Genomic DNA, 13,469 nt, shown 5'->3' on the forward strand with positions numbered 1-13,469 from the left:
TTGATCCATATCTTCCGTTTACGCCGTTTCGTGGGAAAAAGAGGAAAATAGCAGCAGAGAGAGCCACAGGAGGCCGAAGATGACGACACGGAACCGCTACACGCCGGACCGCGGTCTGACCACGCGCATGGTCACCACCATGTTCCTGATCGGTCTGCTCTACGTGGTCCTGGTCGGGGTGCTGCTGGCGGTGCTGAACCACGCCTGGCCGATCATCCTGATCGTCGCGGGCGGTCTGTTCATCGCGCAGTTCTGGTTCAGCGACAAGATCGCGGCGTTCAGTATGGGCGCGCGGGAGGTCACTCCGGAGGAGGCGCCCGAGCTGCACGGCGCCGTGGACCGGATCTGCGCGCTGGCCGACATGCCCAAGCCCCGGGTGGCCATCGCCCAGAGCGACATCCCCAACGCGTTCGCGACCGGCCGGAGCGAGCGCAGCTCACTCGTCTGCGCCACCACCGGGCTGCTGCGCCGGCTGGAGCCGGAGGAGCTGGAGGGCGTGCTCGCGCACGAGATGTCCCATGTGGCCCACCGCGATGTCGCCGTCATGACCATCGCCTCGTTCCTGGGGGTGCTGGCGGGTCTGATCACCCGGGTCGCGCTGTACAGCGGGCTGGCCCGCAACAGCCGGAACGCGGGCCCGGCGGGTATCGCGCTCATGCTGATACCGCTGGTCAGCTCGGTCGTCTATGTGATCGGCTTTCTGCTGACCCGGCTGCTCTCGCGCTACCGCGAGCTGTCCGCCGACCGAGCCGCCGCGCTGCTGACCGGCCGTCCCTCGGCACTCGCGTCGGCCCTGACGAAGGTGAGCGGCCAGATGTCGCGGATCCCGACGGAGGATCTGCGCAAGGCGGAGCCGTACAACGCGTTCTTCTTCGTCCCGGCCTTCTCCTCGAAGGAGAGCCTGAGCAGGCTGTTCTCGTCGCACCCGACACTGGAACAGCGGCTGGACCAGCTCGCCCGGATCTCCGCCGACCTGGCCCGCCCGTAACGCCGTACGTCCCGGCGCTCCCGCGTCCCGCGCCCCTGTTCCCCCTCTCACTGTGAGGAGCCGGCCCTGTGGGCCTTCTCGACACCATCCTCGGCCGCAGCAAGCCCGTCCGCCCCAACCTCGACCAGCTGTTCGCCCTGCCGTCCGCGGCCCTCACCCTCCAGGCCGGCGCCGGATACACCCCCACCGGTCTGGGGTCCGTCTGCTTCGCGGGCGTGGAGGGCGGCGGGTTCGCGCGGATCCGGCAGGAGGTACGGGAGCTGCTCGACGCGGACACCGGACGGTCCGGACCGCCCGTCACGTTCAGCCAGGACGGGTACGGCTACACCTGGCTGCTCGCCCAGCGGGCGCCCGACGACCTCGCCGCCCTCGTCAACGACGTACACGCGGTCAACACCCTGCTCCAGGACGGCGGTTTCGGGCCGCAGCTCCTCTGTTCGCTGGTCGGTTTCCGGGACGCGGAGCAGCGCCCGCTCGCGCTCGTCTATCTCTACAAGCGGGGCAGTTTCTATCCGTTCGCCCCGCTGCCCGACGGTACGGAGAAGCGCGACAGCCAGCGGGAGCTGCAGGTCAGGGCGGTGCTCGGGGACGATCTGCGGATCGAGCCGGATCTCGCGCGCTGGTTCCCGGTCTGGGGCGCGCCGGGGCTGTGAGCGGCGGGCGCTCCGGACCGGGTCCGGTTGAACCCGCCGCCGCCCGCCGTCGTCTTCCGCGCTACCCCGCGTACGGCAGCGGGGCGACTCCGCCGATCCCCGGCTCCACGGTGAAGACCGCGCCCGCCGCCGGGTCCTCGCCGTCGGGGAGGTCCTGGCGCGAGGTGGTGATGAACAGCCGCCGGTAGTCGTCGCCGCCGAACGCGCAGGCGCTGACCTGGCGGGCGTCGACCTCGACCACCGCGTCCAGGGCGCCGTCGGCGGCGTAGCGGCGGACCGCCGAGCCGCCCCAGAGCGCGACCCAGACCCCGCCCTCGGCGTCGAGCGTGATGCCGTCGGGGGCGCCGTCGGCCGGATCGATGGTGACCCAGGGTTCGGGCGTCGCGAACCGGCCGGTCCCGGGGTCGACGGTCACCCGGGCGATGGAGTGGGTGGGGGTGTCGACGTAGTAGGCGAAGGTGCCGTCCGGTGCCCAGGCGAGGCCGTTGGAGATGGTCACGCCGGTGTGGGCGACGGAGATGTCGCCGCCGGGGGTGAGGCGGTAGACGGTGCCGGCGCCGGGGCGGATGTCGTAGGCCATCGACCCGCAGTAGAAGTTGCCGGCCGGGTCGCAGCCGCCCTCGTTCATCCGGACCGACTGGTCGCTCCACAGCTCGGCGCCGGTGCTCACCGTGCCGTCCGGGGCGATCAGCGCGAAACCGCGCTCGACGGCCGCCACGAGCCCGCCGGACACGCGGGGCCGCCAGGCCGCGGCGACCTCGCCCACATGGAGCCGCTCGGGCACCCCGGCGCCGTCGAAGGTCAGGATGTCCCCGGCCAGCATGTCGACGGCCCGCAGCCGGCCGATGTGGGGATCCCAGCCGGGCCCCTCACCGTGGTAGGTGACGACCCCGGTCCAGTCCTCCGCGCGCATACCCGTCCCTCTCGCCGTGTCCGCGTGATGATCGACCGCATGCTAAGCACACCGGGCCGCTTGACAGGAACCCATCGATAATCGTTACTATCGATAAGCGATAACAACGAACGTCGATATGCCGATAACGGGGGCACCCATGCGCGTCCTGCGCGAAAACCGACTCATGACACCTCTCCGGAACGCCGGTTGGGACCGGACAGACGGCCGGGCACTGGAGTGGCTGCTCGGCCTGGGGGCGGCCCTGGTGGCCGTGTTCAGTGTGATAATCCCGCTCCTCGGTGTGTTCGGTGTGCTGGACGGCGGGGCCTCCTCCCGGATCGTCGGGCTCCGGTCCGCCACCACCGCCCAGGACACCGGCGGCGCCGACGGGATGACACTCACCGGCACCCACCAGGCGGAACTGTCCTTCGCCCAGCCGGATCTGGCCCAGCGCACCCTGCTCGTGCTGCCCGAGCTGTTCACCGGGGTGATGCTGCTCGTCATCGCGTATCTGCTGTTCTGCACGGTCCGTACCGTGCGGACCGGCGACCCGTTCGTGCCGGCCAACGCGCGGCGGGTGGCGGGCATCGCGGGGGCGGTCCTGGCGATGGGGGTCACCGGCCCGGTGCTCGACATGATCACCACCGCGCAGCTCGTCGGAGGCACGGTCGCCGACCAGCACGTGGTCGCCGAGGGCACGTTCAGCGCGGCGCCGATCCTCCTCGGGCTGCTGATCGCGGCGCTCTCCGAGGTCTTCCGGCGCGGCGCCCGGCTGCGCGCCGACACCGAGGGGCTGGTCTGATGCCGCCGGAGGACGAGCACCGGGTCGCGGTGCATCTGGACCGGCTGCTGGCGGAGCGCGGTATGACGCTGACCGAGCTGGCCGGACGGGTCGGTGTCACCGTCGTCAATCTGTCGATCCTCAAGAACGGGCGGGCCAAGGCGATCCGGTTCTCCACACTGACCGCGATCTGCCAGGCGCTCCAGTGCGGTCCGGGCGATCTGCTGAGCTGTGAGCCGTCGGAGCCGCAGCCCGGTCAGTAGCCGGGGCGGCGGAAACAACAAGGGCCGCCGGTTCGCGGCCGGGCGCCGGGGGGCGGCCCGGCCGCGGACCGGCACAATCTTTACCTGCCCCTCCGATCGGTGGAGAATCCCCGCATGATCCACGACACGACACACGCTTATCTCGCCGGACTGGAAAGCCGGCTGGCGGCCGACGGGTGCGCTCCGCGCCAGGACAACTGGGGAGGCGCCCCCGTGCTGGTCGGGCGGCGCGCGGACTTCCGGCTCCGCTGGATGGCCACCCGGCTGCATCTGTTCACCATCGCGGCGGCGGTCCCGCACATCGACTTCCAGACCATCGCCACCTTCACGAACCAGTCGCTCCAGTACGCCAGGAAGAACAAGGGCGGTCTGCCCGTCGGGCTCCAGACCGGGGTGGCGGTCCTCCCGGTCCTGGTCAGCGAGCGGGTCGATCCGGCGGCGCTCGCATGGGCCCGGGAGAAGCAGCGCAACGAGTTCGCCTGTATCGCCCGGCCCGTCGTGGTGGACTCGGCCAGGGGGGAGATCGCGTTCTTCCGGGGCCACCCGATGATCGGCGGGATCTACTCGTCCCACCTGGTCAAGAAGGGCGACGCCTACCTGGAGTGGCGCGCCTGAGGAGCCGCTGCCCACCCCGCCGGGCAGCGGCTTCCGGTCCCGCTCACGCGGCCGGGGCGGGTGGCGGCGCCGTGCTCTCCCGTACCACCAGCCGGGTGGGGACGAGTGTGGTGCCGTGCTCCTCGGTGTGTTCCCGGATCTGCCGCAGGGCGCCCTCGACACACCGCCGTCCCACCTCGGCGAAGTCCTGGTGGACGGTGGTGAGCGGGGGCAGATACGAGTTGGCGTCGGGGATGTCGTCGAAGCCGACCACACTGACCTGTTCCGGGACCGCTCGGCCCGATTCGTGCAGTGCGCGCAGCAGGCCGAGCGCCATCTGGTCGTTCGCGGCGAAGACCGCCGTGCAGCCGGGCTCCCGGGCGAGCCGCTGCCCGGCGCGGTAGCCCGACTCGGCCGACCAGTCGCCGCGCAGCAGCGGCGGGATCTCGCGGCCGGCCCCGTCCAGGGTGGCGCGCCAGGCGTCGGCGCGGTGCTGCGCCGCGTACGAGGACTCGGGGCCCGCGAGATGCCAGACGGTCCGGTGCCCGAGGTCCAGCAGATGGCGGACCGCCTCGCGGGCGCCGCCCGCCTGGTCGGTGTCGACCACGCTGTAGCGGTCGCCGGCGTTGGAGTCGACCACCACCACACCGACGTTCGGCGGCAGTGCCACGGTGGCCGAGTCCAGCAGATGGACCTCCATGATCACGATGATGGCGTCGACGGCCAGCTCGCCCAACCGCGTGAAGGCGCCGCGTACTTGGTCCTGTGTCGGGACCGCCACCGGGAGCAGTGTGATCGCGTATCCCTGTTGCGCCGCGGAGGCCGCGATGGCCTCCAGTGTGCGGACGTTGCCGGTGGTCGAGAGGGTGAACAGGATGATGCCGATGGTCCGGAACTCGCCGCGCTTGAGCGCGCGGGCCGCGCTGTTGGGCCGGTAGTCCAGCTCCTTCATCGCGGCGAGCACCTGCCGCCGGGTCGCCTCCACCACTCCCGGGTGACCGTTGGAGACCCGGGAGACGGTCTGCGAGGAGACCCCGGCCCGGCGGGCGACATCCGCCATGGACACACCGCGACGGCGGCGCGACGCGGGCGCGGGCGTCTCGGCGGGCGTCCGCGCCGCCCCGGCCGGATCCGCCGTGTGTGACGGTCCGGCCGCCCCAGAGCCCTCCACGATCTTGTCCACCCGTGCTCCCACCATCCAGTCGTCGGTGAGCCCTTCGGCTCAAAACTGACCCCACCGTGAATCTTGACGGCCCACCCAGGCCAATGTAAGCATCCCATCACCAGATGTTTACGTAAACATTTCGCCCCGGGGTAGCCTCCGGCGATGGCCTGTTTACGCGCTTTCCATCCGGCGGCCGGGTGCCGGGTGCCCGAGGACGACCAGCGAGGAACAAAGTCATGACGGCATTGTCACCGCCTTCCACAGCGGGACGACCCGCCCCGCCACGGGGCCCCCGACGCAGGCGGGCCCTGATCGGCTGGGGCTTCATCGGACCGTTCATGGCGGTCTTCGCCCTGGTCTTCCTGGCCCCGATCTGCTACTCGATCTATCTGAGCCTCTTCCGGACCCAGCTGGTCGGCGGCACCTCGTTCGTCGGGTTCGACAACTACCAGCGTGCTCTGGAGGACCCGAACTTCTGGTCCGCGCTGGGCCGGGTGACCCTCTTCCTGGCCGTGCAGGTGCCGGTGATGCTCGGGATCGCGCTGCTGGTCGCGCTGGCCATCGACAGCGGCCGGCTCTACGGCAAGAACTTCTTCCGGATCGCGATCTTCCTCCCCTACGCCGTACCCGCCGTGGTGGCCGCCCTGATGTGGGGCTTCATGTACGGCACCCGCTTCGGCCTGGTCGGCAACATCAACGACGCCTTCGGTGTCACACTGCCCGACCCGCTCTCCTCCGGCCTGGTGCTCGCCTCCATCGGCAACATCGTGACCTGGGAGTTCGTCGGCTACAACATGCTGATCTTCTACGCGGCGCTGCGGGTCATCCCGCACTCGCTGTACGAGGCGGCGGAGATCGACGGCGCCGGGCAGTGGCGCATCATCAGCGCCATCAAGCTCCCCGCGATCCGGGGCGCGCTGGTCATCGCCACGATCTTCTCGATCATCGGAAGCTTCCAGCTCTTCAACGAGCCGAGCATCCTGAAGAACCTGGCACCCAACACGATCACCACGGACTTCACGCCGAACTTCTACACCTACTCGCTGGCCTTCTCCGGCCAGCAGCACAACTACGCGGCCACGGTCGCGATCATCATGGGCATCTTCACCATGATCATCGCCTATGCCGTCCAGCTCCGCGGCATGCGAAAGGAAGCGTGACGATGGGAGCCCCCGCCCCGGCCACCGCCACCCCGGCCGAGGACCGCGCGCCGCGCCCCACCACCGGGCTGCGCACCCCCCGCCCCAAACGACGCGGCGGTGTCAACAGCCCGCGCCGCAGTGTGCTCCTCACCGTGCTGACCGGTCTGATCCTGGTCTACGCGCTGGTGCCACTGGTCTGGCTCGTGATCAACTCGACCAAGACCCAGACCGGTCTGTTCTCCTCCTCCGGGCTCTGGTTCGGCAGCGACTTCGCGTTCTTCAGCAACATCAAGGACACCCTCACCTACAACGACGGTGTGTTCGTCCGCTGGCTGCTGAACACCCTGCTCTACGTGGTGGTGGGGGCCGGGGGCGCGACGTTCCTGGCGGTGCTCGGCGGGTACGCGCTCGCCAAGTTCCAGTTCCCCGGCAAGCGCGGCATCTTCGCGGTGGTGATCGGCGCCGTCGCCGTCCCCGGTACGGCGCTGGCGGTCCCCACCTTCCTGATGTTCAGCAAGATGGGACTGACCGACACCCCCTGGGCGGTCATCATCCCTTCGCTGATCTCGCCGTTCGGCCTCTATCTGATGTGGGTCTTCGCCGCCGAGGCGATCCCCACCGAGCTGCTGGAGGCCGCCCGGATCGACGGCGCCAGCGAGGTCCGTACCTTCTTCACGGTGAGCCTGCCGCTGCTGGCCCCGGGCATTGTGACGGTGCTGCTGTTCACCATGGTCGCGACCTGGAACAACTACTTCCTGCCGCTGATCATGCTGAAGGACCCGGACTGGTACCCGCTCACCCTGGGGCTCAACTCCTGGAACGCCCAGGCACAGACCAACGGTGGCGAAGCCATCTACAACCTGGTGATCACCGGCTCCCTGCTCACCATCGTGCCCCTGATCGCCGCGTTCCTGCTGCTCCAGCGGTACTGGCAGTCCGGCCTGGCCGCCGGAAGCGTCAAGGAGTGAGCCACCCTCGCTCCGTCCACTCCGGGTGATTCCCCCCTGTTTTCCCAGCTGTTCGGCAGTTCTCTGACAACGAAGTGAGATGACTCTGATGTACAACACAACGCGCCGGCGCGGCGTGCGCGGTGCCGGTCTGGCCTCCGTGGTCGCCCTCGCCCTGACCCTGACGGCCTGCGGCGGTTCCTCCGACGACGGCGGCGGCACCGAGTCGGGGAGCGCCGACGACGTCAAGACGGCCCTCGAAAAGGGCGGCAACCTCACGGTCTGGACCTGGGACTCCACCATTCCCAAGGTCGCCAAGGACTTCGAGGCCGCGCACCCCAAGGTGAAGGTCAAGGTCGTCAACGCGGGCACCTCGAAGGACGAGTACACCGCCCTTCAGAACGCGATCTCGGCGGGCAAGGGTGTCCCCGACGTCGCGCAGATCGAGTACTTCGCCCTGGGCCAGTTCTCCCTGGCCAAGTCCGTCGCCGACCTCTCCCAGTACGGCGCGGACAAGCTCGCGGACTCCTACTCGCCCGGCCCGTGGAACGCGGTCACCTCCGGCAAGGCCGTCTACGGTCTGCCGGTCGACTCGGGCCCGATGGCGCTGTACTACAACAAGAAGGTCTTCGACAAGTACAAGATCGCGGTCCCGACCACCTGGGACGAGTACGTGACGGCGGCCGAGAAGCTGCACAAGGCCGACCCGAAGGCGTACATCACCGCCGACACCGGCGAGGCGGGCTTCGCCACCAGTCTGATCTGGCAGGCCGGCGGCCACCCGTACAAGGTCGACGGCACCAACGTCGGCATCGACTTCACCGACGCGGGCAGCGCCACGTACGCCAAGACCTGGCAGAAGCTGATCGACGGCAAGCTGCTGTCGCCGGTCACCTCGTGGACCGACGAGTGGTTCAAGGGACTGGGTGACGGCACGATCGCCACCCTGGCCACCGGCGCCTGGATGCCCACCAACCTCAAGACGGGCGCGCCCGGCGCGGCCGGCGACTGGCGGGTGGCCCCGCTGCCGCAGTGGAAGGCGGGCGAGAAGTCCAGCGCGGAGAGCGGCGGCAGCTCGCTGGCCGTCCCGGCCGCGAGCAAGAACAAGGCGCTCGCCTACGCGTTCACCGAGTACGCCGCCGCCGGCGCGGGCGTCAAGTCCCGTGTGAAGGACGGCGCGTACCCGGCGACCACCGCCGACATGACGTCCAAGGAGTTCCTGGACACGAAGTTCGACTACTTCGGCGGTCAGGAGATCAACAAGGTCTTCGCGCAGTCGGCGTCCGAGGTCGCACCCGACTGGCAGTACCTGCCCTTCCAGGTCTACGCCAACTCCATCTTCAACGACACCGTCGGCAAGGCGTATGTCTCGGGCACCAAGCTGACCGAGGGATTCGCCGCCTGGCAGAAGCAGTCCATCGCCTACGGCACGGAACAGGGCTTCACCGTCAAGTAACGCCGGCCGGCCGGGTGGTGACGGGTGGCGGCGACTGCGCCGCCCGTCACCGCCCGGTGCCCGCGGACCGGTCCCCCGGGGCCGGGCCGCGTATCCACCGGCTCGATTTTTTCCCACGAGGAGCAAGATGACCCGCGTCCCGTCGCCCCGCTGGCTGCGCCGGCCCCACGACGACCCCACACCGCGGTTCGCGTACGGCGCCGACTACAACCCGGAGCAGTGGCCGCGCGAGGTGTGGCCCGAGGACATCCGGCTGATGCGCGAAGCCGGTGTGAACATCGTGTCCCTCGCCATCTTCTCCTGGGCCCGGATCCAGCCCGCCCCCGACACCTGGGACTTCGGCTGGCTGGACGAGATCATGGATCTGCTGCACGAGGGCGGGATCGCGGTGGATCTGGCCACCGCGACCGCCTCCCCGCCGCCGTGGCTGACCACACTCCACCCGGAGATCCTTCCCGTCACCGCGTCCGGCGAGACGGTGTGGCCCGGCGCCCGCCAGCACTGGCGGCCCACCTCACCGGTCTTCCGTACCCACGCGCTGCGGCTCGTGGAGAAGATGGCCGAGCGGTACGGGAACCACCCGGCGCTCACGGCCTGGCACATCTCCAACGAGCTGGGCTGCCACAACATCTACGACTACTCCGACGACGCGGCCCGCGCCTTCCGTACCTGGCTGAGCGACCGCTACGGATCCGTGGAGACCCTCAACCACGCCTGGGGCACGGCCTTCTGGTCCCAGCGCTACACCGAGTGGGACCAGATCCTGCCGCCCCGGCTGGCCGCCTCGCACCCCAATCCCACCCAGCAGCTCGACTTCAAGCGGTTCTCCTCGGACGCCCTCAAGGACTATCTGCGCGCCGAGCGCGACCTGCTGTACCGGCTGACCCCCGACACCCCGGTGACCACCAACTTCATGGTCATGGGCGAGACCAAGGGGATGCACTACGCCGACTGGGCCCGGGAGGTGGACTTCGTCTCCAACGACCACTACACCCTGCCCGGTCCGCAGCGCCTGGACGAGCTGTCGTTCTCCGCGAACCTCACCGGTTCGATCGCGGGCGGACACCCCTGGTTCCTGATGGAGCACTCCACCAGCGCGGTCAACTGGCAGCCCGTGAACCTCGCCAAGCGCGAGCACGACCTGTCGCGCGACTCGCTGCTCCATGTCGCCCACGGCGCGGACGCCGTCTGCTTCTTCCAGTGGCGCCAGTCGGCCGCCGGCGCGGAGAAGTACCACTCGGCGATGGTTCCGCACGCCGGTGAGGACAGCGAGGTCTTCCGCTCGGTGGCCGCGCTCGGCGCGCTGCTGGGCGAGCTGTCCGAGGTCGTCGGCTCCACCGGGCGGCCCGCCCGCGCGGCCGTCCTCTTCGACTGGGAATCGTGGTGGGCCAGCGAGCAGGACTCCCACCCCACCTCCCTACTGCGCTACCGGCAGGAGGCGCTGGACTGGTACTCGGCCTTCCTGGCGCTGGGGGTACGGGCCGATGTCGTCCACACGGGCGCCTCGCTGGACGGCTACGACCTGGTGGTGGCGCCGGTGCTGCATGTGGTGCCGCGCGACCTCGCCAAGGAGCTGACCGGCTATGTGGAGGGCGGGGGCCATCTGGTCACCACCTACTTCTCCGGTGTGGTGGACGAGAACGACCATGCCTGGCTGGGCGGTTACCCCGGCGCGCTGCGGGAGCTGCTCGGTATCCGCGTCGAGGAGTTCGGTCCGCTGCTCGACGGGCGGGACGTCGCCCTCGACAACGGTGCCACGGGCACGCTGTGGACCGACCGGATCACCGTGACGGACGACGCCGTCGAGGTCCTCGCCTCGTACCGTACGGGCGACCAGGCGGGCCGGCCCGCGATCACCCGGCGCCCGGTGGGCGCCGGCAGTGCCGCGTATGTCTCCACCCGGCTGGGCGCGGAGGGGATCCGCGGTGTCCTGGACCGGCTGCTGGCCGGCGCGGGTGTGACCAGCGAGCTGCCCGGGGCCGCGCGCGGCCGGGTGGAGCTGGTGGTCCGCGGCGACGGTGACACCACGTACTGGTTCCTCGTCAACCGTACCGACGAGCCGGTCGAACTGACCGGTGTCACCGGCACATTGCTCGGCGGTACGGCCGGCAGCGAGCGCCGCGGCACCGACGGCCCTGATCCGGCCGGGCCGCTCGTCCTCGGCCCCCGCGGAGTGGCGGTCGTCCGGCGCTGACGGCGACCCGCCGAGGCGTCGGATACCGGGAGGGGGGCTCCTCACCAGGCACAGGCACGTCTGCAGTTCTGTCCCGATGACGCGACACGGACAAGGGAATACCTCAGATGAAGAGAGCACGTACCTTCCGGTATCCGACGGCGGCGCTGGCCGTCGTTCTCGCGGCCGGCGGTGTGCTGGCCGCGGGACCGCCCCTGGCGGTGGCGGCCGACACCTCGGCCGTCACCGTACGGCCCGACCCCTCCTACCAGGGGCAGAAGTTCGAGGGCTGGGGCACCAGCCTGGTCTGGTTCGCCAACGCGACCGGCGGCTATCCGGCGGAGATACGCGAGAAGCTGGCGAAGCTGGTCTTCGGTGACGACGGGCTCGCGCTCAACATCGCCCGCTACAACGTCGGCGGCGGCAACGCGCCCGACGTCAAGGACTATCTGCGGGCCGGCGGCGCGGTCGAGGGCTGGTGGAAGGCGCCCGCGGGCACCACCCGCCAGGACACCTCCTGGTGGTCGGCGGAGAACCCCGCCCACTGGAACGCGAACGCCGACGCCACACAGCGCTGGTGGGTGAACCGGGTCAAGAAGGACGTCACCCACTGGGAGGCGTTCTCCAACTCACCGCCCTGGTTCATGACCGAGAGCGGCTATGTCTCCGGCAACTTCCAGGCCGGGCAGGACCAGTTGCGCACCGACAAGGTGGACGACTTCGCCGCGTATCTGACCGGTGCGGTGGAGCGGCTGGAGAAGTCGAGCCGGATCAAGGTCGACACCATCGACCCGTTCAACGAGCCGAACACCAACTACTGGGGCACCACACTCGGCGCCGACGGCCAGCCGGTGGGCGGCCGTCAGGAGGGCGCGCACATCGGGCCCGAGCTTCAGCAGAAGGTCATCAAGGCGCTGGCCGCGAAGCTGGGCAGGGCGAAGACCGACGCGGTGATCTCCGCGATGGACGAGACCAACCCGACGACGTTCGCCCGTAACTGGGAGTCCTACCCGCAGGACGTACGGGATCTGGTCGCCCAGCTCAACGTCCACACCTACGGCACCGGGGGCCGGACCACCGCGCGCGATATCGCCAAGGGCGCCGACAAGCCGCTGTGGATGAGCGAGGTCGACGGCGACTGGGGCGACGGCCAGGACTTCACCAGCATGCGGCCGGGGCTCGGTCTCGCCAAGCACATCGTGGACGACCTGCGCGAACTGGAGCCCACCGCCTGGCTGTTCTGGCAGCCGGTGGAGGACTACGACAACATGAAGCCGGGCGGCGAGTCCGCGAAGGGCGGCAACTGGGGCTCCATCCAGGTGCCGTTCAGCTGCACCTCCAAGGACACCCTGAAGACCTGCCCGATCCTGACCAACACCAAGTTCAACACGGCCCGTAACTTCACCCACTTCATCCGGCCCGGTGACCGGCTGGTCCGGGTGAACGACACCGCCAGCGCGGCGGCCGTCTCCGCCTCCGGGCGCGAGGCCACCGTCGTCCACGTCAATGACACCGACACCGTCCGCGACGTCACTCTCGACCTCTCGGGCTTCGCCAAGGTCTCCAAGGGCGCGAAGGTGACCCCGGTCGTCACGGACGCCTCGGGCGCCCTGGTCAAGAAGGCCAAGGTGACCGTCAAGAACGGCCGCGCCACCGTCTCCGTCCCGTCCCGTTCGGTGACCACCCTGCGGATCTCGGGCGTCTCCGGCATCGCGAAGGACGCCTCGGCGATCCAGCCGGGTCACACCTTCGCCCTGACCGGCGTGGGCAGCGGCAAGTCCCTCGGCGTCTCCGACGACGCCACCGGCACCGTGATCCGTACCACCGACACGGCCGACGCCGGCCAGCGGTGGCAGATCGAGAAGGTGACCAAGGGCACCGGCAACCGGGAGCGCTACGTCCTGCGCAACGCGGCGGACGGCAGCCGTGTGACCTCGGCCAACGGCGCGGCGGTCCTGGAGAAGGACACCGGCAGGCCGGGCACCGCCGCTCAGTGGATCCTGTCCACCACGGGCGACGGCACCTACACCTTCGTCAGCGCCGCGACCGGCGAACTGCTGGAGGTGGCGGGCCAGTCCACCGCCAACGGCGCCCGCGTCTCGGTCTGGAAGCCCAACTCCGGCACCAACCAGCGCTGGACGGTCACCGACCTGGGCTGACCGGCGTACGGCCGCGCCCGAACCCGCTGCGAACCCTGCCGCGAAACCCCTTCGAGCGCGCACCTGTTGAGCGACTCCGCCCCGCCGGACCCCGTCCGGCGGGGCGGAGTGCTTGCCCGGCGATGTGCCCGGCCGGCCGAGGGCGGGCCGGCCGCCCATGGCGCTGAGGGTGGCGCCGACGACGAGAACCCCGTCGAGATCCTCAGTCTCCTGGGCCCGCAGGGAGAGCGCGCCCATCTCCGCGCCCGGGCCG

Annotated in this window: 12 protein-coding genes; 10 read left to right on the plus strand and 2 right to left on the minus strand. The window is 70.0% G+C overall.

The window, feature by feature from the left end; all coding sequences use genetic code 11:
- Nucleotides 1-79 precede the first annotated feature (79 nt).
- Both htpX and pspAB read left to right on the plus strand, forming a co-directional pair.
- On the plus strand, nt 80-988 hold the full coding sequence (htpX, locus tag DVK44_RS00935; protein WP_114657758.1) for a zinc metalloprotease HtpX: 909 nt from the start codon (nt 80-82) through the stop codon (nt 986-988).
- A 68-nt stretch (nt 989-1,056) separates the two neighbouring features.
- The gene (pspAB, locus tag DVK44_RS00940) at nt 1,057-1,641 is read left to right on the plus strand and encodes a PspA-associated protein PspAB (protein ID WP_114657760.1); all 585 of its coding nucleotides are present in this window, start codon (nt 1,057-1,059) and stop codon (nt 1,639-1,641) included.
- 61 nt (nt 1,642-1,702) lie between these two features.
- Here the strand turns inward: pspAB and DVK44_RS00945 are convergent, their stop codons facing one another.
- On the minus strand, nt 1,703-2,554 hold the full coding sequence (locus DVK44_RS00945; RefSeq protein ID WP_114657762.1) for an SMP-30/gluconolactonase/LRE family protein: 852 nt from the start codon (nt 2,552-2,554) through the stop codon (nt 1,703-1,705).
- A gap of 166 nt (nt 2,555-2,720) precedes the next feature.
- Here DVK44_RS00945 and DVK44_RS00950 point away from each other — a divergent pair, with 166 nt between their 5' ends.
- The 3 genes from DVK44_RS00950 to DVK44_RS00960 all read left to right on the plus strand — a co-directional run bounded on the left by DVK44_RS00950 (nt 2,721) and on the right by DVK44_RS00960 (nt 4,195).
- Nucleotides 2,721-3,338 carry a DUF2975 domain-containing protein gene (locus DVK44_RS00950; protein WP_114664808.1) on the plus strand — a complete coding sequence of 206 codons (618 nt, stop codon included), beginning with the start codon at nt 2,721-2,723 and terminating at the stop codon, nt 3,336-3,338.
- Nucleotides 3,338-3,580, plus strand: coding sequence for a helix-turn-helix domain-containing protein (locus DVK44_RS00955; RefSeq protein WP_114657764.1), 243 nt, complete (start codon nt 3,338-3,340; stop codon nt 3,578-3,580). Before DVK44_RS00950 ends, DVK44_RS00955 begins: the two co-directional genes overlap by 1 nt.
- A 114-nt stretch (nt 3,581-3,694) precedes the next feature.
- Complete coding sequence (locus tag DVK44_RS00960; protein WP_114657766.1) at nt 3,695-4,195, plus strand: levansucrase; 501 nt, start codon at nt 3,695-3,697, stop codon at nt 4,193-4,195.
- 43 nt (nt 4,196-4,238) lie between these two features.
- On the opposite strand, the gene DVK44_RS00965 is transcribed toward DVK44_RS00960, so the two are convergent.
- The gene (locus DVK44_RS00965; protein WP_114664809.1) at nt 4,239-5,234 is read right to left on the minus strand and encodes a LacI family DNA-binding transcriptional regulator; all 996 of its coding nucleotides are present in this window, start codon (nt 5,232-5,234) and stop codon (nt 4,239-4,241) included.
- Between the two features lie 341 nt (nt 5,235-5,575).
- On the opposite strand from DVK44_RS00965, the gene DVK44_RS00970 reads away from it, so the two are divergent.
- From DVK44_RS00970 to DVK44_RS00990, 5 genes are all read left to right on the plus strand, one after another.
- Nucleotides 5,576-6,499, plus strand: coding sequence for a carbohydrate ABC transporter permease (locus DVK44_RS00970; protein WP_114657768.1), 924 nt, complete (start codon nt 5,576-5,578; stop codon nt 6,497-6,499).
- A 2-nt stretch (nt 6,500-6,501) separates the two neighbouring features.
- Nucleotides 6,502-7,449, plus strand: a complete 948-nt coding sequence (locus tag DVK44_RS00975) for a carbohydrate ABC transporter permease (RefSeq protein WP_114657770.1) — start codon at nt 6,502-6,504, stop codon at nt 7,447-7,449.
- Between the two features lie 88 nt (nt 7,450-7,537).
- Nucleotides 7,538-8,884: an ABC transporter substrate-binding protein gene (locus DVK44_RS00980; protein WP_114664810.1), complete on the plus strand. Its 1,347-nt coding sequence runs from the start codon at nt 7,538-7,540 to the stop codon at nt 8,882-8,884.
- A gap of 127 nt (nt 8,885-9,011) precedes the next feature.
- Nucleotides 9,012-11,078 carry a beta-galactosidase gene (locus DVK44_RS00985; protein ID WP_114657772.1) on the plus strand — a complete coding sequence of 689 codons (2,067 nt, stop codon included), beginning with the start codon at nt 9,012-9,014 and terminating at the stop codon, nt 11,076-11,078.
- Between the two features lie 107 nt (nt 11,079-11,185).
- Nucleotides 11,186-13,216 (plus strand): RICIN domain-containing protein, encoded by a 2,031-nt coding sequence (locus tag DVK44_RS00990; protein WP_114657774.1) that lies wholly within the window; start codon nt 11,186-11,188, stop codon nt 13,214-13,216.
- The last annotated feature ends 253 nt before the right edge of the window (nt 13,217-13,469 follow it).

Origin of the sequence: Streptomyces paludis (genome assembly GCF_003344965.1) — a bacterium.
Classification (GTDB): domain Bacteria; phylum Actinomycetota; class Actinomycetes; order Streptomycetales; family Streptomycetaceae; genus Streptomyces; species Streptomyces paludis.

Bases quoted from the DNA above. Each gene is read 5' to 3' on its own strand.
- DVK44_RS00955 (WP_114657764.1), top strand. From the start codon at position 3,338: ATGCCGCCGGAGGACGAGCACCGGGTCGCGGTGCATCTGGACCGGCTG.
- DVK44_RS00960 (WP_114657766.1), top strand. From the start codon at position 3,695: ATGATCCACGACACGACACACGCTTATCTCGCCGGACTGGAAAGCCGG.
- DVK44_RS00950 (WP_114664808.1), top strand. From the start codon at position 2,721: ATGACACCTCTCCGGAACGCCGGTTGGGACCGGACAGACGGCCGGGCA.
- DVK44_RS00945 (WP_114657762.1), bottom strand. From the start codon at position 2,554: ATGCGCGCGGAGGACTGGACCGGGGTCGTCACCTACCACGGTGAGGGG.
- DVK44_RS00980 (WP_114664810.1), top strand. From the start codon at position 7,538: ATGTACAACACAACGCGCCGGCGCGGCGTGCGCGGTGCCGGTCTGGCC.
- DVK44_RS00965 (WP_114664809.1), bottom strand. From the start codon at position 5,234: ATGGCGGATGTCGCCCGCCGGGCCGGGGTCTCCTCGCAGACCGTCTCC.
- DVK44_RS00990 (WP_114657774.1), top strand. From the start codon at position 11,186: ATGAAGAGAGCACGTACCTTCCGGTATCCGACGGCGGCGCTGGCCGTC.
- htpX (WP_114657758.1), top strand. From the start codon at position 80: ATGACGACACGGAACCGCTACACGCCGGACCGCGGTCTGACCACGCGC.
- DVK44_RS00985 (WP_114657772.1), top strand. From the start codon at position 9,012: ATGACCCGCGTCCCGTCGCCCCGCTGGCTGCGCCGGCCCCACGACGAC.
- DVK44_RS00970 (WP_114657768.1), top strand. From the start codon at position 5,576: ATGACGGCATTGTCACCGCCTTCCACAGCGGGACGACCCGCCCCGCCA.
- DVK44_RS00975 (WP_114657770.1), top strand. From the start codon at position 6,502: ATGGGAGCCCCCGCCCCGGCCACCGCCACCCCGGCCGAGGACCGCGCG.